This is a genomic window from Pseudoalteromonas sp. ABV4_021, assembly GCF_056159365.1.
Genome location: NZ_JBSWVB010000001.1, coordinates 1,414,934 through 1,439,053 on the forward strand (window position 1 = coordinate 1,414,934; position 24,120 = coordinate 1,439,053).

The 24,120-nt window shown below is 40.8% G+C and carries 22 protein-coding genes; 16 read left to right on the forward strand and 6 right to left on the reverse strand.

The window, feature by feature from the left end; genetic code table 11:
• Positions 1–12 precede the first annotated feature (12 nt).
• Positions 13–1,131: an alanine dehydrogenase gene (gene ald / locus ACXAFE_RS06715; RefSeq protein WP_475150366.1), complete on the reverse strand. Its 1,119-nt coding sequence runs from the start codon at positions 1,129–1,131 to the stop codon at positions 13–15.
• Positions 1,132–1,277: 146 nt separating this feature from the next.
• Between ald and lrp the strand changes: the two genes are divergently transcribed.
• The 11 genes from lrp (at position 1,278) to ACXAFE_RS06770 (ending at position 15,397) form a co-directional block, all read left to right on the forward strand.
• The gene (lrp, locus tag ACXAFE_RS06720) at positions 1,278–1,745 is read left to right on the forward strand and encodes a leucine-responsive transcriptional regulator Lrp (RefSeq protein ID WP_054979927.1); all 468 of its coding nucleotides are present in this window, start codon (positions 1,278–1,280) and stop codon (positions 1,743–1,745) included.
• A gap of 96 nt (positions 1,746–1,841) precedes the next feature.
• Positions 1,842–4,448: a DNA translocase FtsK gene (locus ACXAFE_RS06725; RefSeq protein ID WP_475150369.1), complete on the forward strand. Its 2,607-nt coding sequence runs from the start codon at positions 1,842–1,844 to the stop codon at positions 4,446–4,448.
• Between the two features lies 1 nt (position 4,449).
• Positions 4,450–5,115 (forward strand): outer membrane lipoprotein periplasmic chaperone LolA, encoded by a 666-nt coding sequence (gene lolA / locus ACXAFE_RS06730; protein ID WP_475150373.1) that lies wholly within the window; start codon positions 4,450–4,452, stop codon positions 5,113–5,115.
• Positions 5,108–6,451, forward strand: coding sequence for a replication-associated recombination protein A (locus tag ACXAFE_RS06735; protein ID WP_475150375.1), 1,344 nt, complete (start codon positions 5,108–5,110; stop codon positions 6,449–6,451). Before lolA ends, ACXAFE_RS06735 begins: the two co-directional genes overlap by 8 nt.
• A complete protein-coding gene (gene crcB / locus ACXAFE_RS06740) occupies positions 6,438–6,824 on the forward strand; it encodes a fluoride efflux transporter CrcB (protein WP_010560173.1) in 387 nt (128 codons plus the stop codon). The genes ACXAFE_RS06735 and crcB overlap by 14 nt, the downstream gene beginning before the upstream one ends.
• A gap of 6 nt (positions 6,825–6,830) precedes the next feature.
• Positions 6,831–8,123 carry a serine--tRNA ligase gene (gene serS / locus ACXAFE_RS06745; RefSeq protein WP_475150381.1) on the forward strand — a complete coding sequence of 431 codons (1,293 nt, stop codon included), beginning with the start codon at positions 6,831–6,833 and terminating at the stop codon, positions 8,121–8,123.
• Positions 8,124–8,367: 244 nt separating this feature from the next.
• Entirely contained in the window at positions 8,368–9,618 is a 1,251-nt protein-coding gene (locus ACXAFE_RS06750) for an efflux RND transporter periplasmic adaptor subunit (protein ID WP_475150384.1), read from the forward strand.
• A gap of 12 nt (positions 9,619–9,630) precedes the next feature.
• Positions 9,631–10,353: an ABC transporter ATP-binding protein gene (locus ACXAFE_RS06755; RefSeq protein ID WP_475150386.1), complete on the forward strand. Its 723-nt coding sequence runs from the start codon at positions 9,631–9,633 to the stop codon at positions 10,351–10,353.
• 3 nt (positions 10,354–10,356) lie between these two features.
• On the forward strand, positions 10,357–12,753 hold the full coding sequence (locus ACXAFE_RS06760) for an ABC transporter permease (protein ID WP_475150390.1): 2,397 nt from the start codon (positions 10,357–10,359) through the stop codon (positions 12,751–12,753).
• A 6-nt stretch (positions 12,754–12,759) separates the two neighbouring features.
• Positions 12,760–14,127: a sigma-54-dependent transcriptional regulator gene (locus tag ACXAFE_RS06765; RefSeq protein ID WP_475150394.1), complete on the forward strand. Its 1,368-nt coding sequence runs from the start codon at positions 12,760–12,762 to the stop codon at positions 14,125–14,127.
• The gene (locus tag ACXAFE_RS06770; protein ID WP_475150397.1) at positions 14,114–15,397 is read left to right on the forward strand and encodes a sensor histidine kinase; all 1,284 of its coding nucleotides are present in this window, start codon (positions 14,114–14,116) and stop codon (positions 15,395–15,397) included. The genes ACXAFE_RS06765 and ACXAFE_RS06770 overlap by 14 nt, the downstream gene beginning before the upstream one ends.
• 134 nt (positions 15,398–15,531) lie before the next feature.
• On the opposite strand, the gene fur is transcribed toward ACXAFE_RS06770, so the two are convergent.
• The 5 genes from fur to ACXAFE_RS06795 form a co-directional block, all read right to left on the reverse strand.
• Positions 15,532–15,975, reverse strand: coding sequence for a ferric iron uptake transcriptional regulator (gene fur, locus ACXAFE_RS06775; RefSeq protein ID WP_237128710.1), 444 nt, complete (start codon positions 15,973–15,975; stop codon positions 15,532–15,534).
• A 96-nt stretch (positions 15,976–16,071) separates the two neighbouring features.
• Positions 16,072–16,599: a flavodoxin FldA gene (gene fldA, locus ACXAFE_RS06780; RefSeq protein WP_010560165.1), complete on the reverse strand. Its 528-nt coding sequence runs from the start codon at positions 16,597–16,599 to the stop codon at positions 16,072–16,074.
• Positions 16,600–16,605: 6 nt separating this feature from the next.
• On the reverse strand, positions 16,606–16,884 hold the full coding sequence (gene ybfE / locus ACXAFE_RS06785; protein ID WP_010560164.1) for a LexA regulated protein: 279 nt from the start codon (positions 16,882–16,884) through the stop codon (positions 16,606–16,608).
• The gene (locus tag ACXAFE_RS06790) at positions 16,884–17,105 is read right to left on the reverse strand and encodes a DUF2788 domain-containing protein (protein WP_010560163.1); all 222 of its coding nucleotides are present in this window, start codon (positions 17,103–17,105) and stop codon (positions 16,884–16,886) included. The genes ybfE and ACXAFE_RS06790 overlap by 1 nt, the downstream gene beginning before the upstream one ends.
• Before the next feature lie 343 nt (positions 17,106–17,448).
• A complete protein-coding gene (locus ACXAFE_RS06795) occupies positions 17,449–18,219 on the reverse strand; it encodes an alpha/beta fold hydrolase (RefSeq protein ID WP_475150401.1) in 771 nt (256 codons plus the stop codon).
• Positions 18,220–18,351: 132 nt separating this feature from the next.
• On the opposite strand from ACXAFE_RS06795, the gene seqA reads away from it, so the two are divergent.
• The 5 genes from seqA to ACXAFE_RS06820 all read left to right on the forward strand — a co-directional run bounded on the left by seqA (position 18,352) and on the right by ACXAFE_RS06820 (position 24,120).
• Positions 18,352–18,879 (forward strand): replication initiation negative regulator SeqA, encoded by a 528-nt coding sequence (gene seqA, locus ACXAFE_RS06800; protein WP_054979938.1) that lies wholly within the window; start codon positions 18,352–18,354, stop codon positions 18,877–18,879.
• A gap of 18 nt (positions 18,880–18,897) precedes the next feature.
• Positions 18,898–20,538: a phosphoglucomutase (alpha-D-glucose-1,6-bisphosphate-dependent) gene (pgm, locus tag ACXAFE_RS06805; RefSeq protein WP_475150406.1), complete on the forward strand. Its 1,641-nt coding sequence runs from the start codon at positions 18,898–18,900 to the stop codon at positions 20,536–20,538.
• 58 nt (positions 20,539–20,596) lie between these two features.
• A complete protein-coding gene (gene astE / locus ACXAFE_RS06810) occupies positions 20,597–21,640 on the forward strand; it encodes a succinylglutamate desuccinylase (RefSeq protein WP_475150408.1) in 1,044 nt (347 codons plus the stop codon).
• Between the two features lie 288 nt (positions 21,641–21,928).
• On the forward strand, positions 21,929–23,143 hold the full coding sequence (locus tag ACXAFE_RS06815) for a thiamine pyrophosphate-dependent dehydrogenase E1 component subunit alpha (RefSeq protein WP_475150411.1): 1,215 nt from the start codon (positions 21,929–21,931) through the stop codon (positions 23,141–23,143).
• Entirely contained in the window at positions 23,143–24,120 is a 978-nt protein-coding gene (locus ACXAFE_RS06820) for an alpha-ketoacid dehydrogenase subunit beta (RefSeq protein ID WP_475150413.1), read from the forward strand. Before ACXAFE_RS06815 ends, ACXAFE_RS06820 begins: the two co-directional genes overlap by 1 nt.

The following is a 24,120-nucleotide window of genomic DNA, read 5'->3' on the forward strand; positions in this document are numbered from 1 at the left end:
TTTGCAGATTGATTAGCTATTTAAAGCATCTGCTGGCGCTACGTATTCCATGTTGAAGCCTTCAGCTACTTCTTTACATGTTACTTTGCCTTTGAACACATTTAAGCCATTCATGAAGTGTGAGTCTTCAAGCAATGCAGCTTTGTAGCCTTTGTTAGCTAGCTTGATAATGTAAGGTAATGTTGCATTGTTAAGTGCAAACGTTGACGTACGAGGAACGGCACCTGGCATGTTTGCAACACAGTAGTGAACAACGTCATCAACAATATAAGTTGGATCTGCGTGCGTTGTTGCTTTAGAAGTTTCAATACAACCACCTTGGTCGATTGCAACGTCAACAATAGCAGCACCAGGCTTCATACGTTTGATGTGGTCTGCTGTTACTAGTTTAGGCGCTGCAGCACCTGGAATAAGTACACCACCAATTACAAGATCAGCTTCTAGTACGTGCTTTTCTAATGCATCAGCAGTTGAATAAACTGCTTTAACACGGTTACCGAACTGTGCATCGATACGACGTAAAACATCAACGTTACGGTCAAGAACAACAACATCAGCGCCCATGCCAACCGCCATTTGTGCTGCGTTGTTACCAACCATACCCGCACCAATAACAACAACTTTTGCTGGCTCAACACCTGGTACACCACCAAGTAGCATACCGCGACCTGCATTTGATTTCTCAAGTGCTTGTGCGCCTGCTTGAATTGACATGCGGCCCGCTACTTCAGACATAGGCGCAAGAAGTGGTAAACCACCGCGTGCGTCTGTTACTGTTTCGTAAGCGATACAGATAGACTTTGACTTAACTAGGTCTTCAGTTTGTGGAAGATCTGGTGCTAAGTGTAAGTAAGTGAATAGAATTTGGTCTTCGCGTAGCATTGCACGCTCAACTGCTTGAGGCTCTTTCACTTTAACAATCATGTCTGCTTTAGCGAAAACTTCTTCAGCAGTATTTAGAATTTCAGCACCTGCGGCTTCATAATCTTCATTTGTAAAACCAATGCCAATACCTGCATTCGTTTCTACAAACACACTGTGACCGTGGTTGATTAACTCACGAACACTAGCCGGAACCATACCTACACGATATTCGTGGTTTTTAATCTCTTTAGGTACACCGATAATCATAACTTCACCTTACTTTGAACTGTGGTAATAGATAATACTATTTTATCTAGCTTTAATTAGTCGATGTAACTTTATTTGATTGAAATGTTGGTTAATAAAACCATATAATCAAAAAACATAGAGTAATATTCTAATTTGGTTAGCTAGTGTTAGATCGCATTGATAAAAAGATAATAGTCGAATTACAAAAAGATGGCAGAATTTCGAATGTGGAACTTGCACGCCGCATAGGCTTAAGCGCAACGCCTTGTTTGGAGCGAGTAAAAAAACTCGAGAGGGAAGGGTACATAAAAGGTTATAAAGCCATTGTCGACCCAAAAAAAGTAGGTGCTGCGTTATTAGTTTACGTTGAAATTACTCTGACAAAAACCTCACCCGATGTATTTGAAGAATTCAGTAGCGCAGTAAAAAACCATGATGAGATTTTAGAATGTCATCTTGTTTCTGGTAATTTTGACTTTCTATTAAAAACCCGCGTAGCAGATATGTCTGCATATCGTGACTTATTAGGTGATATATTGCTGCGTTTACCGGCAGTTTCAGAAAGTCGTACTTATGTTGTCATGGAAGAAGTGAAAAGTGATGATGTTTCGCTTCTAAAAGTAGCACCATAGTAATAGAATAAGCACACTACATACTATTTGTATTTTATAAAGTGTTATTTGCGCTGATGTAGTCGGAAGTAAAGAATAATAAAAAGGGGAGTTGTAATGCGCCTTAATGGTGTTCAAAGATTATTAGAAGCAGGCCTTATTTTAACGACTGCATTCGCAGCGTTTGTGTTAGTTGCTTTATTAACATTTGACCCAATCGATCCGTCTTGGTCTCAAACGGGTGACTATATCAAAGTAAAAAACATGACAGGTACAGCAGGGGCGTGGACTGCCGATCTACTGTACTTTAGTTTTGGTTGGTTGGCGTTACTTGTTCCTGTTATTATTCAAGTTATCGGTTATTTACTGTTCAAAAAAACACACCAAGTGTTTAAGTTAGATTATCTCACCTTGTCATTACGCGTTGTTGGTTTGGTACTGTTTGTGGTGTCATCAACGGCAATTAGCAGCATTAATTTCGATGACTTCTATGAGTTTTCTTCCGGTGGTGTGATTGGCGATGTGTTTGCAAACGCCATGTTACCTACCTTTAACTTTACTGGTACAAGTATCATTTTACTGTGTTTTTTCTTTTCAAGCTTAACCCTGCTAACAGGGGTTTCTTGGGTACAGTTTGTCGACCAAATAGGCCGTTTTGCAATGCATGCCTTTCTTTGGCTAAAAGCATTACCAGAACGATTAGCTGAACGAAAAGAAGCGAATAACGCACCGATTAAAACCGTAACTAATGAATCTGTTACTCAAACTCCAAAACAAGTAACCTATCATGTTGATGAACTTCCAGAGCAAGAATTAAGCGCTGAGCCACAGGAACCGACAATCGATGTTCAGCCTGAAACCACAATCGAACCAACTTTTGGCGATGATATTGCAAATACTGACATTGAAACACCAAAACAGCCTGAGTCAAACAGTAAAGGCGAAATGCACCCGGCATTACAAGAGTTCGATGAGATCATTAGTGATGACTTGAGTTTCTCAGCGCTTGACGATATTCCGTTTGATGACGATAAACAAAGGAATGCGCCAAAGCCAGTATCGGAAGACTTTTTAAGCACGCTAGAACCACAATCAGATGCAGAGCCTACGTTGGCTGTTGTTGCGCAGCCAAGCGAAAATGAAACCCCAACAGAGCCAGCACGCAAATCGACTTATGTTAAACCAAAAACAGCCAAAGAGCACTTTGAAGACTTACTTGAAGCGACACCGCCAGCAACACCAATGCCGACGTTAGATTTGCTCGATAGACCAGATAAAAAAGAAAACCCAATTACACAAGAAGAACTGGATGCGGTTTCTCGCTTAGTTGAAACCAAGTTATTAGACTTTGGAGTGCAAGCGCAGGTCGTAGGAGTTTATCCTGGCCCTGTCGTTACACGTTTTGAGCTGGATTTAGCACCGGGTATTAAGGTCGCGAAAATTAGCGGCCTCGCGAAAGATTTAGCGCGTTCACTTTCAGCAGTAAGCGTGCGCGTTGTGGAAGTGATCCCTGGTAAAACCTATGTTGGTTTAGAGCTGCCTAATCAGCACCGTGAAATTGTACGCCTCTCTGAAGTCATTGGTGCGAAAAAATTTGCTAATAACCCGTCTGACTTAGCAATGGTGTTAGGTAAAGATATTGCAGGTGTACCTGTAGTTGCTGACCTTGCAAAAATGCCACACCTTCTAGTTGCTGGTACCACAGGCTCGGGTAAATCAGTTGGTGTAAACGTAATGATTTTATCGTTACTGTTTAAATCGACTCCTGATGATGTTCGCATGATCATGATTGACCCGAAAATGCTTGAATTATCGGTTTACGAAGGCATTCCACACCTGCTGTGTGAAGTTGTAACAGATATGAAAGAAGCGGCTAACGCACTGCGTTGGTGTGTTGGTGAAATGGAACGCCGATATAAGCTGATGTCAGCACTGGGTGTACGTAACTTAAAGGGCTACAACCAAAAAGTGTTAGATGCCATTGAAGCAGGCGACCCAATTAAAGACCCGCTTTGGAAAGATACAGATGGTATGGAAACGGAAGCGCCTGATTTAGGCAAGTTACCAGCCATCGTTGTGGTTATTGATGAATTTGCCGACATGATGATGATTGTCGGTAAAAAAGTTGAAGAGCTAATTGCACGTATTGCTCAAAAAGCACGTGCCGCGGGTATTCATTTAGTACTTGCAACACAGCGCCCATCGGTTGACGTGATCACCGGTCTAATAAAAGCGAATATTCCAACGCGTATGGCTTTCCAAGTATCAAGCAAAATTGATTCGCGTACGATTTTAGATCAGCAAGGCGCTGAGCATTTATTAGGCATGGGTGACATGCTTTACTTACCGCCAGGTACTAGCGTGCCAATTCGTGTGCATGGTGCATTTGTTGATGACCATGAAGTTCACGCGGTGGTAAATGACTGGAAAGCACGCGGTAAACCAAATTATGTCGACGAGATATTGAACGGAGAAGCCGTTGAAGATGTCTTACTACCAGGTGAGACTTCCGAAAGCGACGAAGAAAGCGACCCGCTTTATGATGAAGCGGTTGCATTTGTAATTGAAAGTCGTCGCGCGTCTGTATCGAGTGTTCAGCGTAAATTGCGTGTTGGTTACAACCGTGCGGCACGCTTAGTCGAGCAGATGGAAATGTCCGGTATCGTATCAGCGCCGGGGCATAATGGCACTCGTGAAGTAATTGTTCCGAATAATGCAGGATAACATGACAAAAAAAATCACATTAATTGTTGCGAGCGTATTAGCGATGAGCACGGCAAGTGTAACAGCAGTGCATGCGCAAACAGAAACAGCGCCACACGTCGTAGACAGCAAAGCGCAAAGTGAATTAAAAACGCGTTTAACGCAGCTAAACAATTTGCAGGCAGATTTTTCTCAAACCGTAATCGACAATACCGGTAGCGAAATTATGCAAGGTACGGGGTTATTAAAAATTAAGCGCCCAGAAAAGCTTTATTGGAAGCAAACATCACCGGATGAAACGGTGCTGGTTTCTGATGGCACTAAAACCTTTTATTACGATGAGTTTGCTGAGCAAGTGACTATTTTAGACAGCAAAAAACTAATCGATAATACGCCGTTTGCGTTGTTAACATCTGCGGATGAAAGCTTATGGCAAAACTACGCAGTAACGCACACAGATAATGCGTTTGTGATTACTCCGACCAATAAAGGTCAAAGCCAAGTAGAGCGTTTAGAGCTTAAATTTGATGCAGATGCATTGCGTTCAATGACAGTGTTCGATAACACAGGTCAAACATCCGTTTATGTGTTCTCAAAGCAGCAAGTTAATCAAACCATTGATGATGCGTATTTTCAATTCACCATTCCAGCTGACGTATTAGTGGACGATCAAAGTCAAGGTGAGTAATTTAAGCTTTTCATTTGCCCCAGAAATTAGGCCACTTGCAGCACGCATGCGGCCAACTAATTTAAGCCAATACATAGGGCAAAAACATCTGCTTAGCGAAGGTTCACCACTGTACAACGCTATTTTAGCCGGTCGCTGCCACAGCCTTATTTTGTGGGGGCCTCCTGGCGTTGGTAAAACAACGTTAGCTGAAGTCATCGCCCATCATGCAGATGCAAACGTGATCCGCTTATCAGCGGTTACTTCAGGCGTGAAAGAAATACGAGAAAGCGTTGCATCGGCAAAAGATCATTTAGCAATGCAAGGGCAGCGCACACTGTTATTTATTGACGAAGTGCACCGCTTTAATAAATCGCAGCAAGATGCGTTTTTACCGCACATTGAAGATGGTACTTTTATCTTTATTGGTGCCACAACGGAGAATCCTTCGTTTTCACTTAATAATGCAATTTTATCGCGTGCACGCGTTTATCAATTAAAAGCGCTCGAACAGCAAGACTTAATACAAGCCATACACAGCGCGCTTAATAGCGATGAGCAGCTACAGCAAAAACATATCGAAATTGATAATGCTGCGATTGAAAAACTGGCACTCGCGGGAGATGGCGACGCCAGACGCACGCTTAATTTACTTGAGCAAGCCCTTGATATGGCCGATCAACAAAATGATAAACTGATTGTTAGCGAAAATGTATTGGCGAATGTTCTGCCTGCACATATTGCAAAATACGATAAAGGCGGCGATTTATTTTACGATCTTATATCAGCGTTTCATAAGTCAGTTCGCGGCTCTAGTCCTGATGGCGCGCTTTATTGGCTTTGCCGTATTTTAGCAGGTGGCGGTGACCCGCTTTACGTTGGTAGACGATTATTAGCGATTGCTACAGAAGATATCGGCAACGCCGATCCTCGTGCGATGCAAGTAGCGCTTAATGCTTGGGATATTTACCATCGTGTAGGGCCTGCAGAAGGTGAAAGGGCGCTTGCCCAAGCCACCATTTATTTAGCCAGCGCACCAAAGAGTAATGCGGTTTACACAGCGTTTAAGCAAGCAAAACACGATATTGCCAATGAGCCAAGTTTTGAAGTGCCGCATCATCTTCGTAATGCGCCAACCAATTTAATGAAAGATCTAGGCTATGGTGCAGAGTATCGCTATGCCCATGACGAGCCAGGTGCTTATGCTGCCGGCGAGAAATATCTGCCGGAAGAAATCGCAAATAGAAAATACTATCAACCAACAGAGCGTGGTCTTGAGAAAAAAATAAAATCAAAGCTCGATTATTTAACCGAGCAAGACAATTTAGCCACTAGGAAACGTTATGACAGGGATTAAACTCTATTTTTACGTTGCACTTGGTGGCGCAACAGGTGCGTGTCTTCGTTATTTTATTAGTGAATCAATGATAAAACTTTTGGGAAAGGGATTCCCTTTTGCTACCCTGACAGTTAATATTCTCGGTTCATTAATGTTAGGCGTTTTATACGGCCTACTAGAAAAAGAATTAATTGTTGTTAACCCCACCAAATCACTTATCGGAATTGGCTTTTTAGGGGCGTTAACAACGTTTTCAACCTTCTCGATAGATACGCTATTGCTGTTACAGCAAGGGCACTGGTTGAAAGCAACACTCAATGTATTTTTAAATGTAATTGGTTGTGTTTTTGTTGCCTATTTAGGTATGCAGCTAGCAATGCAAAAAGGTTAAAAAAGAATGTTAGACCCACGATTTTTACGTCAGGATATCGAAGAAGCCGCAGAGCGCCTAAAAGGCCGAGGTTTTGAATTAAACGTAGCAGAAATTCAAGCGCTTGAAGAAAAGCGTAAAGCGCTACAAGTTAAAACACAAGAATTACAAAATGAGCGTAACACACGCTCCAAAGCAATTGGTCAAGCAAAAGCAAAAGGCGAAGACATTGCACCACTATTAGCTGCTGTGGGTTCATTAGGTGATGAGCTTGATGCGGCTAAAAAAGAACAAGACGAAATCCTTGCTGAATTAAATGCCATTGCTGCAACGATCCCTAACTTACCTGATAGCGAAGTGCCATTTGGTAATGACGAAGACGATAACGTTGAAGTTGTTAAATGGGGCGAACCAAAACAATATGACTTCGAAGTAAAAGATCACGTAGATTTAGGTGAAGGTTTAGCAAAAGGCTTAGACTTTGAAGCGGGTGTTAAACTTTCAGGCGCACGCTTTACTGTAATGCGCGGTAAAGTAGCACGTATGCACCGTGCCCTCGTGCAATTTATGCTTGATACGCACACAGACATAAACGGTTACACCGAAATGTATGTACCGTATTTAGTTAACAAAGACAGCTTATACGGCACAGGTCAGTTACCTAAGTTCGCAGAAGATTTATTCCACACAGAAGCAATTAGCGAGCACAATGAAGGGTTTAGCCTAATTCCAACGGCAGAAGTACCATTAACTAACCTTGGTCGTGATGTTATTTTTGATGAAGCTGAATTACCATTAAAAATGACTGCACATACACCGTGTTTCCGCAGTGAAGCAGGTAGCTATGGCCGTGACACACGTGGTCTTATTCGTCAGCACCAGTTCGACAAAGTTGAATTAGTACAGCTAGTGAAACCTGAAGACTCAATGCAAGCGTTAGAAGATCTGACTAACCACGCCGAAGGTATTTTACAAGCACTTGAACTACCGTACCGTAAAGTAATTTTATGTACTGGTGATATGGGCTTTGGCGCAAGCAAAACATACGACTTAGAAGTATGGCTTCCGGCGCAAGATACGTACCGTGAAATTTCAAGCTGCTCAAATATGCAAGATTTCCAAGCACGTCGTATGCAAGCACGTTTCCGTCGTCAAGGTGAGAAAAAGCCAGAGTTATTGCACACACTAAATGGTTCTGGTTTAGCGGTTGGTCGTACACTCGTAGCGATTTTAGAGAACTACCAGCAAGCAGACGGCTCGGTAGTTGTACCAGAAGTACTTCGTCCATACATGGGCGGCATAGAAGTTATTACTGCGTAACAGTTAATAATATTAAAAACCGGCGATATGCCGGTTTTTTTATGCCTGTTGATTAGTCCCACTAATACGGCGAATAATAGTGTTTCGTTATCGGCACACTATTAAAATGAAAACTGTTTCGAAAGTGGCACAGTCCTTTGGGTTTATTGTAATGAAAAAACCATAAGTATTTGAAAAATATATAAAATAAACTTGGCCTGATAATTGTAATTAACCATGTAATGCAATTATCGGATTATGCTGTATGGACATAAAAATTGAGAACAACCCACATAAGCTTAAAAAAACACTTATATACGTAATCGTGGCGAGTTTGCTACTAAGTGCTGTTATGTTTATTCGCCACTATACGCAAGGCGCCTCAAATTTAGTTGAACGAGACGAAATCTTGGTCGCAAAAGTTAAACAGGGTGATTTTGCGATAGACGTAAAAGGGCTGGGAAGTTTAGCACTTGAAAAACGCCATTTGATAACGACAAATGCAGGTGGCAAGGTTGTTGAGGTGTTGGTTAAGCCGGGTGAATATGTAGAGCGAGGCGACATTATTGCGCGTTTAGATAACCCACAAATCAATGAAACTCTCATTCAAAAACAAAGCCTTTTACTTAAAATGACTGCTCAACATAAAGCAGAGCTGGCGCAGCAAAAAGCTTACCTTCAAGAAGCTGAAACCGCCTACCATGATGCTGACCTTGCGCACAAAGCTAATACGATGGAGTGGCAAGCACAGGCAACCTTAATAGCTCAAGGCAATAGTACTATTTCTAAACTAGAGCATCAGCGTAGCGAGTTCAACGTTAAGCGCAGTTTAAAACAACTTGCGTTACAAAAAGCTAAAGTAGCGACACAAAAAGAAATACTCGCCGCAAAACAAAATGCGCAACATGCAGAGCAGCAAAGCTTAAAGTCTGAAATTAGTTTGCTTAGCCAACATATTTCACAGTTAGATGTGATGTCGCCAATCACTGGGCAAATCCAAGATGTGTTTGTAGAACTGGGTACACAGCTGGCGAGTACTGGCTCGGTTGCCGAAGTTGCTGATCAAACTAAATTGATTGCCAAAATAAACGTAGCTGAGTTAGATGCGCCTAACGTAAAAGTTGGTCAACAGGCTACAATCGATACCTATACGTCTCGCTTAGGTGCACAAGTTACTCGTGTATCGCCAAAGGTGAACAACGGCCATGTGGAGGTTGAGCTTGCAATAACTGATGCAATTCCGTCCGAGGCTCGCGATAAACTCAATATCGAAGGCATTATTAATACCAGCTTCAAATCACACACCTTGTATGTAGCGCTACCGCGTAACGCTATTGCCGAAAGTACAAACAATGTATTTGTGTTGGAAAAGCATCTTGCAACCAAACAACCGGTTAAATTTGGCAAACGCTCAGTGAATTATATAGAGGTTGTGGCAGGGCTAACAATCGACCAAGAAATTATTATTTCCGATATGGAAAAATACACCAATGACACGCAAGTGCTTGTACGTTAGAAGGAAATTACAATGAACCCAGTTATCACGTTAAAAAACATCGAAAAGTTATTTAAAACCGATGAAATCGCAACTCAGGCACTTAACGGTATCAATCTCATAGTCAATCAAGGGGAGTTTGTCGCCATCACTGGGCCTTCTGGTTGCGGTAAGTCGACTTTACTCTCAGTGTTAGGGCTGATTGATGAGCCAACAGCTGGGGATTATACCATTAGCGGCAAACAAGCAGTTAACTTAAGCTCTGATCAGCGAGCACACGTTCGGGCAAATCATATTGGTTTTATTTTTCAGGCATTTAACCTTATAAGTGACTTAAATGTACTTGAAAATGTGATGCTGCCACTGACCTATATCGGTGGCTACTCTGAACAAGAAATGATTGAAAAAGCGCGTAAGGCGTTGATGTTAGTTGACCTTGAAAACCGCATTAATCACTTTCCTTCTCAATTATCAGGTGGTCAACAGCAGCGTGTTGCCGTTGCTCGTGCGCTAATTAACGAGCCTGATCTAATTTTAGCGGATGAACCAACCGGTAACTTAGATTCGAAAAACGCACAGCAAGTGCTGCAATTATTAAAAGATTTACACCTGTCAGGTAAAACAATCTGCATGGTAACCCATGATGTAGAGTCAACGCATTATGCCAGTCGTACATTGAACATGTTAGACGGTGCAATTGTACGTGATAAGCAGCAAACCTCTAACACTAATCCTTCTGTGGCACTAGAGGTGTAAATTATGGGGCTGTTATTAGACTTTCGCTATGCGCTACGCAATATTGTTAAATCACTGCGTTTTTCACTCTTAATGATATTTATTATGGTAGGCAGTTTAACCATTTCACTAATTGGCTTTAACTTTATTCATACCATCGCGTTTTCACACTCGAGTTTTAATCATAACAAAGAAGATATTCGCATCTTAAAGGTATGGAACTCGTTATCATCGCAACGAGAATTTACATATTCGATGTTAGATGGATTTAAACAACTGGATGAGGTCGAATCCCTTGATAGCTGGATCACCATCAAGCGCAGCAGTTTATGGTTAAGCACGCAACAATATGGTAAGCATTTTCGAGCGTCATATGTTGCTCCTTCATTTTTTACGTTTTTGGGACAAGAGCCGGTGCTTGGGCGAGGCTTTACAAACGTCGATTACAATAATAATGCGCCTGATGTGGTAGTGATTTCACATATCGTGTGGCAGCAACTATTTCAGGGCGATAGCGCTATTCTTGGTAAACAGTTAAACGTGGCGGGCAAGCCGCATACTATTGTTGGCGTAATGGAAAAGCGTAATCATTTTCCCATTTTTTCAAAGGTTTGGCTGCCATTAAAGCAAGCGAACATGAAGCCTGATGATGGTATCGATATTCTTTATAAGTTACCAAATGCTGAATTTGAACGCACCTTCGAAACGCAAATAGCTCATTATTTTTACAATGCAATCAAAGATCAAGTTAGTGACAGTGATAAACAAACCGGGCAGGGTGTGCGTATTGAGTCACTCACATTAGTAGAACTCAATACCGATGGCGAAGCCGTATTCGTATTTGGTTTGTTTGTGTTTGGTATTGTGATTGTGCTGTTTATTTCAGGGATTAATATTGGCAACTTACTGTTTGCGAAAATTATGGAAAAGCAAAAGGAGTCAGCTATTCGCGCTGCAATAGGCGCAACACAAAAGCGTGTGATCCAGCAGCATGTCACCGAAGGTTTAATATATTGCATTATTAGCTGGATATTTACCCTGATCTTTACATCGTTAGGGTTAGAAATACTGAATTTTTACATGAATGTGATGTTTGGCGGAAAAATGCCGTATTGGTGGTATTGGCATTTAAATATGCAAACAGTTTTAGTCTCGCTTTTACTATTAGCCATTATTTTTACATTTGCCGTGCTATTACCGGCATACAAATCGGCAAAGTTTAATATTAGTAATGTACTTCGCGATGGCACCCGAGGCGCGACAGGAAAAGAAACCACATTGATGTCGCGACGTTTATTATGCGTGCAAGTATCATTGGTGAGCTTTTTGCTAATGATTGCAAGTACTGTTGGCTATGTGATGTATTCAATTGCAACGAATATCGATGGCGAGCGAGAAAAAGGCGTTTACTCAGTTTATCTAGACTTTGATAATAATGATGAGCTAACCAACGACGAGCAATTAACGCTAATAAATAGCTTAGCCGCGGGGCTTTCAAAACAAGACAATATTATTGATGCGGTTTTGTTTGATTCACATATACACGCTGACGTACTGTACCAAAATGGTGATATTTATAATGATCAATTTATTAGTATCAGTGCTGAGTCACATTTGTTTGAGCGTGAGTTGTTAACTGGGCGAAATTTCAATAGCAATGACAACAATGAATCAAAACCTGTTGCAATCATTAGTGAGTCACTTGCTAACGCTTTGTTTGGTAATAAAAATGTGCTCGGTTCGCAACTTATGTTGCAAGACGCAATGTGGCCAAGTGTTGAGATTATCGGCGTTGCAAAAGATGAAATCAGTGGTGTATCAGGTGACTCACGCCATGAGCTCTACTTTAGTTTACGCCAAACCCATTTTATGGATGACAGTGTAAATATTCGATTAATAATCGATAACACGGCAAATGAGGCGTTAGAGGACTTCTATCGCGTTAAGGTGCAGTTATCTCATGATTTAACGATGTATTATATGTTTGACCATTACGATAACCACAGATCCATGATCAATTCATTTGCAGCGATTATTTATGTATTTTTAATTGTAGGTGGTTTCGCTCTAACGCTATCACTGATAGGTATTTATGCAATGGGTATTAGTAATATTAATAAATCCCGTTATGAGATAGGCATTCGCCGCGCGATTGGTGCTAAAGATAGTCAAATCATGCGGTTATTTATTAAAAAGAATATTACGCATATATTGTACGGTATTGGGACGTCGTTGTTAGTGTTTGGCATTCTATGTTATCTTGCAGAAAGCTTTTTAAGAGGAAATGTGCCAATTAACATTATGTTAGAGGCAGGTGCATTGACTGTAGTTGTGGTACTTGCAGCGGTTTGTCTCGCATTATATGTACCAGTAAGGCACGTTATTAAACAGCAGCCTGCAACAAGTTTAAGAATGGATTAAGGTTTCTTGAAAACAATTTTAGTTGTCGACGACTCGCTTGATATTCAAGCGAGTCTTAAGTTCTTTTTAGAAGACGAAGGGTATCTTTGTCACGGTGTACTTTCACCTGATACAGCACTTGATTATGTTGCAAAAAACAGTGTCGATTTAGTGCTACTCGATATGAATTTTAGCCAAAATACAACAAGTGGCGCTGAAGGCTTAAGTGCAATTGAAGCGCTGAAAGAATTAGACCCACTTTTGCCCGTGGTTGTAATGACGGGCTGGGCAACGCTTGACTTAGCCGTTAAAGCGTTAACCACAGGGGCTGCCGATTTCATCGAGAAACCTTGGCAAGACGAACGCTTAGCCCATGCAATTAAACTTCAGCTAAACACGCGAAGTGACAAACAAGATTTAGCGCGTTTAACCCAAGAAAAGCAACGTTCTATTGCACACCAATCCGCACTACACGCATATAGCAAACAAAAGCAGCAAGTTTTGAGTCAACTCGAAAACTTAGCAAAAAGCGATATGAATATACTGCTAACGGGTGAAAATGGCACGGGGAAAAGCTATTACGCGCAGTTTATTCATCAGAATTCGACACGCTCAAGGGCAAGTTTTATCGCACTAAATATGGGGGCGCTTAGCGATGAATTGTTTAACTCCGAAGTGTTTGGTCATAAAAAAGGGGCGTTTACTGGAGCAAACCAAGACCGTTTAGGAGCGTTTACTTTAGCTGAAAATGGCACCTTGTTTTTAGATGAAATCGCTAATTTGTCTGCGCAATCACAAGCTAAGTTATTGCATGTGCTTGAAGAGCGAAAGTACACGGCCCTTGGTAGCAGCAAGGTGTTAGAAAATAAAGCGCGTATTATTTCTGCAACCAATGCGGATCTATCTGAGGCAATTGCAAACGAACTATTTCGCCAAGATTTATATTACCGTTTAAACACAGTTGAAATTGAAATCCCACCGTTAAGATCTTGTAAAGACGATATTTTACCGCTAGCAAACCAATTTTTAACGTCATTCTGTAAGCAATACGATAAGCCTGCTCTGTCACTAACACAGTGCGCCAAACAGGCACTGCTTAACTATGGTTTTCCGGGTAATGTTAGGGAGCTGAAACATATTATTGAGCGCGTTATATTTATGGCGAATGGACAGCAAATAACTGCTCAAGATTTAATGTTAAGTGCTACAACAAGTAATAATAAAGCTAATGTACAACACACCATTGATATGACGCTCAGTATCGATGAAGTCATAGAACAAGCATTATTGTCGCGACTCGAACACTTTAATGGCAATGCATCAAAAGCGGCCAAAAGTTTAGGTATGTCGCGCAGTGCTTGGTATCGCAAAATGTCTAGGTATGATGCGGTTTAACGCGTTTTCAGGTCGCTGGCTGACAAGCTTGCTGTTATTGATACTCATTAATGGCTTATTGATCACTCATAGTTACCCGTTAGCGCTTATTTTATTGGTAAATCTAACCTCAGCATTATGGTTTTTAATCGAGACCTATCGCGATGCGATAGCTAAACGCAATACCATTAATTTAATCGACACATTATTGATTTCGTTACGCCAAGGTGAGTATGCGATTAGAGCAAATGAGGCACAAGATAGCGCGCTAAGTTCTACCGTTGAGCACTTAAATGCCCTTGCAACTAAAATGCAACGAGACCAGCGGTTAGTTGCAGAGCAACAAGATTTGTTAGCGCAGATTATTGAGAAGGTTGATTTTGCACTCTTGGTGTTTAATGAACGTAGCTGCATATTTAGAAATCAATACGCGGCGCAGACATTCGATGCAAGTAATCAAAGTAATATTTGGGCTTGGTACAAGGCATTACTAGCCAATCAACAACAAGGAAAAGTGGCCTTAACAATTGATGGCAAACAGCATGCATTTTTAATTGAGCAGTCGCACTGTCGTATCGGTGATCAAAATTACGTTTTGTTAGTATTAAAGCAATTGGATTCCATTTTATATCAACAAGAAAAAGACGCGCTTAAAAAGTTTGTTCGTATCCTAAGCCACGAGATTAATAATACACTGGCGCCAATAGGCACAGTAGCGCGCAGCCTAAATAAACGGCTCGCAAATGACATTGACAAGGACAGTTTTGCAACGGGTTTAACATTAATTAATGAACGTGCGAATTACTTAAAGTCGTTTATGGATAACTATGTATCATTGGCAAAATTACCAGCGGCTAACAAAAATATTGAAAGCTGTGACGCGTTATGCGAACAGTTAACGGCAATTTATCCAGACATTAAAATTCAATATGAGCAAAATTTGTTTGGCTTTTTCGATATTAGTCAGATAAAACAAGTGCTCTGCCATTTGATTAATAATGCACGTGAAGCATCTAGCCCATCACCAGATGTTTCATTAAAACTTAGTGCTAACCAAACTGACATTATAATTGACGTCACTGATACTGGTCCTGGTTTTTCAAATTTGGAAGACGCCGGCACAGCGTTTTATACAACAAAAAGTGGCGGTAACGGTATTGGCTTAATGTTGTCACGCGTAATTATTGAAAATCATGGTGCGGCACTTAAACTTAAAAACCATACGGAGGGTGGGGCGTGGGTGCAATTTGCATTAGAACGGGTTATTAATAATACCAATTCACTTAAGTAGCTGATCATACTAGCGGACTAAATATAGTGCTAACTGCCTTAGCATTTAAAATGTACAGCAACTACATAAATAAAGACAACATGATACAAACAAAAAAAGCGCCAATTGGCGCTTTTAAATTATCGACTTAACAATTAGCTGTTATCGTCCGCATACTTTTTACATGCGTCTTTATCTTCACACTCACCGTAAAGATAAAGCGAGTGGTTTGTAAGCGTGATGCCGTTGTCTTTTGCAATCTCTTCTTGACGCGTTTCAATCACGTCGTCTTCGAATTCAACTACTTTACCGCACTTTAAGCATACCAAGTGATCATGGTGCGTGCTGCCAGCTAGTTCAAACACTGATTTGCCGCCTTCAAAGTGGTGACGGGTAACAATACCTGCATCATCAAATTGGTTAAGAACACGGTAAACAGTGGCAAGACCAATTTCTTCGCCTTTATCTAATAAGATTTTATAAACATCTTCAGCGCTGATATGTTGATTATCTGGCGACTGTAAAATCTCTAAGATTTTGATTCGCGGCAGTGTTACTTTTAAACCTGCTTTTTTTAGCTCTAAATTGTGATCAGTCATCAACTTGGTCTCGTTTTTCTATTGTTTTGTCTATATTTGCACGACGTTTTAGTAAGGCTATACTAGATATAGCCTAATGTAAACGCAGGTTTAACTTTAATCTTCTAATTCTGCCAAGCACATTTCATCATACACTTGAGCACACCAATCCTTAATGCGCTTTTCTGTTAGTTCAGGCTGACGGTCTTCATCAATACCTAAACCAACAAAGTGGTTGTCATCAACTAATGCTTTTGACGCTTCAAATTCATAACCTTCAGTTGACCAATGACCAACAACAATTGCGCCACGTTCAGTAACGATATCGTTAATCATGCCCATAGCGTCAAGGAAGTACTCGGCGTAATCTTCTTGGTCACCGCAGCCAAAAATAGCAACTAGCTTACCGTCGAAGCTAATTTCTTCCAGTTCAGGGAAGAAATCATCCCAATCGCATTGCGCTTCACCGTAATACCAAGTTGGGATACCAAATAAAATTAAATCAAATTCAGCAATGTCTTCTTTTGAGCTTTTAGCGATGTCATGAACATCCACCATTTTCTTACCTAGCTCTTTTTGAATTAGCTTGGCGACGTGCTCTGTATTACCTGTATCACTACCAAAAAAAATGCCTACGCTTGCCATAGTTTATTACCTTTTTGTCGCTAATTTCTCTTGTAATATAATTTCTATTAATGCGCTTCGACTCACGTTCTGCTCTTCAGCCATATCATTTAATGCTTGATATAGCTCTGAAGACACCTTGAATTCGACGCGTTTTAAACCACGTGCTTTATCACGTTTAAGCTGATTACGCTTATTGATTTTAAGCTGTAATTCTCGTGGTAAGGGGTTGGTTTTAGGACGTCCCGGTCGCTTATCATGTTCAAATAAGTCTCGGGTCGTTCTGTCAGATTCAGCTTTGGCCATTATCCAACTCCAGCACCTTGCCAAAATACCTGAATAAGCCCTTTCGCAATAAACCCAGAACAGCCTAAAAACAGCACTAACCAAACGACGTAACGCCCAAATTTAGGAACGTCACCTTTTTTTAAAACGTCTTGGATTGCCATACCGATTAAAAAGAATATTCCGGCTAAGCCGAAATAGAGTCCAAGTATATCAATACCATCTAATAATTTATCTAACATTATTATTCTGTATCTGCGCGAAAACGGCCGCAACTATAGCATAGTAAGCCGTTAAATACATTATCAAAGATCAAAAATAGTACCACTTTAAAAAGTGTGGTTTCTAAGGCTAACAAAATCACAAATAAGTAAATCCACTTGGTGTGTTTTTGTTTTGTATTTAAAGCATTTTAGTGTGTTTTGTAAATTTCGCGTGCGCTAATAACATCACGTATAAAAGCGTGAATTTAGTGAATGTAATGAATAGCAATTTACTAAATTTATAAGACATGGAGGGGAAAAGAACCTAACGAATCGTTTGGATGTTAAAAACAGCTAGGCTCTTTTATAAAAACAAAACTAATTAATCCGCACTTAAAAACTGCGTTATTGCCAAATTCACTTGGCTTGGTTTTTCAGCGTGTAACCAGTGACCTGCACCTGCGATGATCTTGGCTTTCGCATTTGGGAAAAGCGCTGCAATTTCACCGCGATGTGCTTCTAAAATATAGTCTGAGTTAGCGCCTTTTATAAATAAAGTTGGCTTTTTAAACGCATCACCTTGCGGCTTATCTAATATATTATCGTACGATGCAATTAATTGAGACAAATTAAAGCGCCATGCAAACCCGCTATCTGTTTTTGCGAGGCTCTTTAATAAAAATTGCCTAACACCAGCCTCTTGAATGTACTCTGCCAATTGTTTATCGGCGTCGCTGCGGTTTGTGATTGCCTTTAAATCAACATTATTTAATCCATTAAATACTTGTTGATGACGCGGTGAATATTTAGTTGGCGCGATATCGAGTACAACTAGTTTTTCGACACGGTTATTATTAGTTAACGCCATTTGCATTGCGACTTTGCCCCCCATAGAGTGACCAATCACAATTGCACGGGAAATAGTTAACTCATCTAACAGTTTAAAAACATCATCTGCCATCGCAGTGTATGTCATTTCGCTATGGTGAAATGACTGTCCGTGATTACGTAAATCAATGTTGATTACACAATTTTGTTCGCTTAGGGGTTTTGCGATTACATTTAAGTTTTCTTTTGAACCAAATAATCCATGAATAATGACAATTGGCAGTGCGTCGGTTTTCTCACCTAGCTGAGTGTAATTTAATTGCATAGGAGTCGCTAAGCTAATGTAAAAGCTGCATTGTGCCGAGTGAAACTTGAAAAAGCAAACATAGAGAAATGAATTTAAACTGGGTATACTATGCGGGATTTTTGCTAAATTCGTCTAACAATTAGGATAACCATGAAAAAAATCGAAATCGACGACGAGTTATATCAGTATATAGCAAGTAATACGCAGAGTATTGGTGAAAGTGCATCGCAAATATTGCGCCGTTTGTTACAGCTGGATACGGAACTCCCAGAAAAGGCAGTAACAGAAACACAAGAAGAGGCGCCAGAAGCCACCAAACCAGAACAAAAAGAACATAAATGCGACAACGTATTTAATATTCTTAATAAAGAAGAGTTGGCAATGCAAAAAGGCGTAGTTGGCCGCTTTTTGTTTATTCTTTCCGCGCTGCACCGTACACATAAAGGTATTTTTAATCGTGTACTTGATATTAAAGGGCGCGACCGTATTTATTTTGCAACCAATAAAGAAGATTTGATTGCATCAGGTAGCAGTACTAACCCAAAAAATATTATGGATAGTGGCTATTGGGTTATGACTAACTCAAACACGACACGTAAAAAAATGATGGTTCACGAAGTTGCCATATCATTAGGCTATAGTGAAGAAGAAGCCGAAAAGCTACGCGATTACTTATAAATATATTGAAGGTGAATCATGGCAAACCATGAAAGAGCAGGACAGCGCGCCGTACAATCTGACTTGGTCAACATTCCTAAACTGATGTCAGCTTATTATTTGTATGAACCAGATATTGAGCAAAACCCAGAGCAAGCCGTTGCGTTTGGCACATCAGGGCACCGCGGGTGTTCGTTAGACACAAAATTCAACGAGTCTCATATATTGGCGATCACCCAAGCGATTTGTGACTACCGCAAACAAAACAATATCTTTGGCCCACTGTTTTTAGGCAAAGATACGCATGCGTTATCAGAAGCCGCGTTTAACTCTGCTATTGAAGTATTAGTTGCGAACGAAGTACAAGTCGTAACACAAGAGAATGATGATTTCACGCCGACCCCTGTCATTAGTCATGCGATTGTAACGCACAACAAAACGCACAGTGCCGAACTTGCGGATGGTATCGTGATTACACCTTCACACAACCCGCCACAGGATGGTGGTTTTAAGTACAACCCACCAAATGGTGGCCCTGCTGATAACGACATTACAAAGTGGATTGAAAATAGAGCAAACCAATTGTTAATTGAAGACTTGGTTGAAGTAGAGCTATTTCCATTTGTAAAAGCAAAGCGTTCGGGCTTTATTCAGTACCAAGACTTAATGACACCGTATATTGACGATTTGGCTAATATTATTGATATGCAAGCAATCAGCAAAGCAGGCATAAAAATTGGCGTTGATCCACTCGGTGGTTCTGGTATTAATTTCTGGCCACTGATTGCAGAAAAATACAATCTTGATATTACTGTGGTTAACGAGCAAATCGACCCACAATTTTCGTTTATGTCGTTAGATAAAGACGGCAAAATTCGGATGGATTGTTCATCACCACACGCAATGGCAAGCTTAATTGCCATGAAAGATAAGTTTGATATTGCGGTCGGTAACGACCCTGATTATGACCGCCACGGCATTGTCACGCCCGATGGTTTAATGAACCCGAACCATTATTTAGCTGTTGCGATTGATTACCTAATTAGCCATCGCCCAGATTGGCCTAGCAACGCTAAAGTAGGTAAAACTTTGGTATCGAGTGGCATGATTGATAAAGTCGTCGCCAAGCATGGTCGTGAAGTATTTGAAGTGCCTGTTGGTTTTAAATGGTTCGTAGATGGTCTACTAGAATCAAGTTTACTGTTTGGCGGTGAAGAAAGTGCAGGAGCCGCATTTTTACGACGCGACGGTAGTGTGTGGGAAACCGATAAAGACGGGTTTATTTTAGCGTTACTAGCCGCTGAAATTTTAGCGGTTACTGGTAAAACACCAAGCCAGCATTATAAAGCACTCACTGATGAATTCGGCGCACCACTATATAAGCGCTTAGATGCCCCTGCAAATACGGCGCAAAAAGCCAAGCTGTCAAAACTATCGGCGGAAGATGTAAGTGCAAATACCTTAGCGGGTGATGAAATTACTGCAAAGCTAACTCACGCACCGGGCAACGGCGCGGCAATTGGTGGCTTAAAGGTAACAACGGCTAATGGCTGGTTTGCTGCCCGTCCTTCAGGTACCGAAGATATCTATAAAATTTATCTTGAATCGTTTGTCTCTGAGGCACATTTAAACGAGCTTGAAACTGAAGCCATCGCTTTAGTTAATTCAGTTATTTCATAACATTATTAGAAATTTTAAAAGGCGGTTTACCGCCTTTTTTATTATGTAAAGAACAAAGATGAGTACTATGACAACAACAAATCTAGCAACTTCAGGCGATTTTTTATCAATTACCCGTAATCATGAATGGCATTTAGACCCTTTTGAGTTCACTTTAGAGAACGGCACGCATGTCAGCGTTAAAGATACAGGCGTAATTGAATTTACTCCAACTAGCTATGGCAAAAAAGACATTGTGTTATCGTCAGCTGTACATGGCAATGAAACAGCGCCTATTGAAATTTGCGATGAGCTTATCCAAAACATTATTAAGGGTAAATTAACCCTAGCGCATCGTGTGCTGTTTATTTTTGGTAACCCTGCATCTATTAATATTGCGAAGCGTTTTGTTGAAGAAAACCTCAATCGTTTGTTTTGTGGCGCACACAAAGCAGGTGAGCAGAATAATGAAAAAATACGTGCGGCAAAACTCGAAAACTACGTAAGTGATTTCTTTAATAAAGAAGCCGCTGAAGACAGAAAACGTATCCATTACGACTTACACACAGCCATTCGTGATTCTAAGAATGAAAAATTCGCGGTATACCCATTTTTACACGGTAAACCCTGGAAAAAAGAAGAATTGAGCTTTTTATTAAGCTGCGGTGTAAATACTGTAATGATGATGAAATCTGCTGCAACCACATTCAGCTATTTTTCTAGCAGTACCTTTGGTGCCGATGCGTTCACAATCGAACTAGGTAAAGTAAGGCCGTTTGGCGAAAACGATATGTCACGCTTTGAAAAAGCTAAACAGAGCTTGACTCAGCTGATCTCTCAACACGAAATGCAGTATCCAGAGTTTAACTTTGATGACTTTGAGTTGTTCGATGTCTACCGTACCATTAATCGCACAGAGCAAAACTTTAGTTTTCCATTTAGCGACAGCGCTGCAAACTTTACCGGCTTTGCAAAAGGTGAACTGTTGGCGAGTGATGGCAACACTGAATATTTTGCCGATGTTGATGGCGAAGCCATTATTTTCCCTAATGCAAACGTGGCAATTGGTCAACGCGCATTATTAACTGTTATCCCGCTACAAAATAAAACAGATTTTGTATAAATATCTTGCCACACCTTTTCGGATATTCAGCTAAAATTAGTTGAATATCCGTTTACGTTAACGTAAAGTCGAGCTAACTTTAATTTAATATCAGTCCAATTTATGGGTGATATGTACTAATCATACCAGTCATTTGCATAAATTAGTTATTTAATGGTTAATGTTAGTTGAATTGATGCATTTATTTCAAATAACCTAGCTGTTATGCGTATCTCAACGTATTGCTAATTATGTTGCTAAATTGGATATTTACTCATTTTTAAAGCGCTACATCATTAGAGGTAAGCTATGACGAACCCGCAAAATGTGTCGTTAAATGCGTCAAAGGAACTCGAGTTTATCGATCCATCCGCATTAGACATACCTACCGTTAGTTTATTAGATGAAAACGGTCATTTAGTAAAAGGCGCGGTAGATCCAAACATTGATAAAGACACTGCACTAAAAATTTACAAAACCATGCGATTCATCCGTGCGTTAGATGAACGTATGCAAGCAGCCCAACGCCAAGGTCGCGTTTCGTTCTATATGCAATGTTTAGGTGAAGAAGGCGCAGTTACGGCCAGTGCCGCAGCGCTAAAAGACAGTGATATGATTATGGCGCAGTATCGCGAACAAGCCGCATTGCGTTATCGCGGTTTTAGCCTAGAGCAGTTTATGAACCAAATGTTCTCCAATGAGAAAGATTTGGGTAAAGGTCGTCAAATGCCAATTCACTATGGTTCAAAAGAATTGCACTATATGACGATTTCATCGCCGCTTGGAACGCAAATTCCACAAGCAACAGGCTATGCATATTCACAAAAAATTCCACACATTAACGCGCAATCGGGTGAGCTTGATTCTGAAATTGATAACATCACCTTATGTTATTTTGGTGAAGGTGCTGCATCTGAAGGTGACTTTCACGCGGGCCTGAATATGGCTGCAGTGTTAAAAGCACCGGTTATCTTTTTTGCGCGAAACAATGGTTATGCGATTTCAACACCGGCAGACGAGCAATTTGCTGGTGACGGTATTGCCAGCCGCGGTGTAGGTTATGGCATAAAAACGATTCGTGTTGATGGCGCAGATGCACTTGCAGTTTATGCTGCGACGCAAAAAGCACGTCAATACAGTGTTGAAACGGGTGAGCCAGTATTAATTGAATCGATTGCATATCGCTTAGGTGCGCACTCGACGTCGGATGACCCAACGGGCTATCGTTCAAAAGAAGAAGAAAGCACCAATACTAAATGCCCAATTCAACGCTTTAAAGGCTATTTATTGAGCAAAGGTTGGTTAGACGAAGCGCAAGATAACGCAGAAGATGAAAGCTTGCGAGAAGCAATTTTAGACGCTGTAAAAGTAGCTGAAAAAGTGGCTAAGCCACCGATTGAAGATTTAGTTACTGATGTGTACGACACACCAATTCCATTACTTGAAAAACAACTCGAAGCATTAAAAGAGCATGTAAAAGCGCATCCAGACGCTTACCCGACAACCGCAGGGAGAATCAAATAATGGCACAAATGAATATGTTACAAGCGATCAATTCTGCGCTTGATATCTCAATGTCGGAACATCCACTGGCCTGTATTTTTGGTGAAGATGTTGGTTACTTTGGCGGTGTTTTTCGGGCTACCAGTGGCTTGCAAGAAAAATACGGTAAGCACCGTGTGTTTAATACGCCGCTTACAGAGCAAGGTATTTTAGGTTTTGCTAACGGTTTAGCGGCAGCAGGTGCACCTGCCATCGCAGAAATCCAATTTGCTGATTATATTTTCCCAGCGTTTGACCAAATCGTAAACGAGTCTGCAAAGTTCCGTTACCGCAGTGGTAATGAATTTAACGTAGGTAAGCTAACCATTCGTACGCCATACGGTGGCGGTATCGCTGGCGGTTTATACCACTCTCAATCGCCAGAAGCATATTTTGCTCATACACCAGGCTTAAAATTGGTTGTGCCACGCAACGCATACCAAGCAAAAGGTTTGTTACGCGCATGTATTAAAGACGATAACCCAGTTATTTTCTTTGAGCCTAAGCGTTTATATCGCGCATCTATTGGAGATGTGCCTGAAGATGACTTTATTATCCCAATTGGTAAAGCAGAAGTAGTCTCTGAAGGCTCTGACATCACGCTGCTTGCGTGGGGTGCACAAATGGAAATCGTTGAAAAAGCAGCTGAAATGGCGAAGCAAGATGGCATTAACTGTGAAGTGATTGATTTACGCAGTATTCAACCTTGGGATGTTGAAACGGTTGCAAAGTCAATAACTAAAACAGGGCGCTTACTTATCAGCCATGAAGCACCTGTTACGTGCGGTTTTGGTGCCGAAATTGCTGCAACAATCCAGCAAGAGTGTTTCTTACATTTAGAGTCGCCAATTAGTCGCGTATGTGGTTTAGATACACCGTATCCGCTTGCACTGGAAAAAGAATACATTCCTGATGCATTAAAAGTGTTATCAGCAATTAAGCAGTCAGTGCAGTTTTAA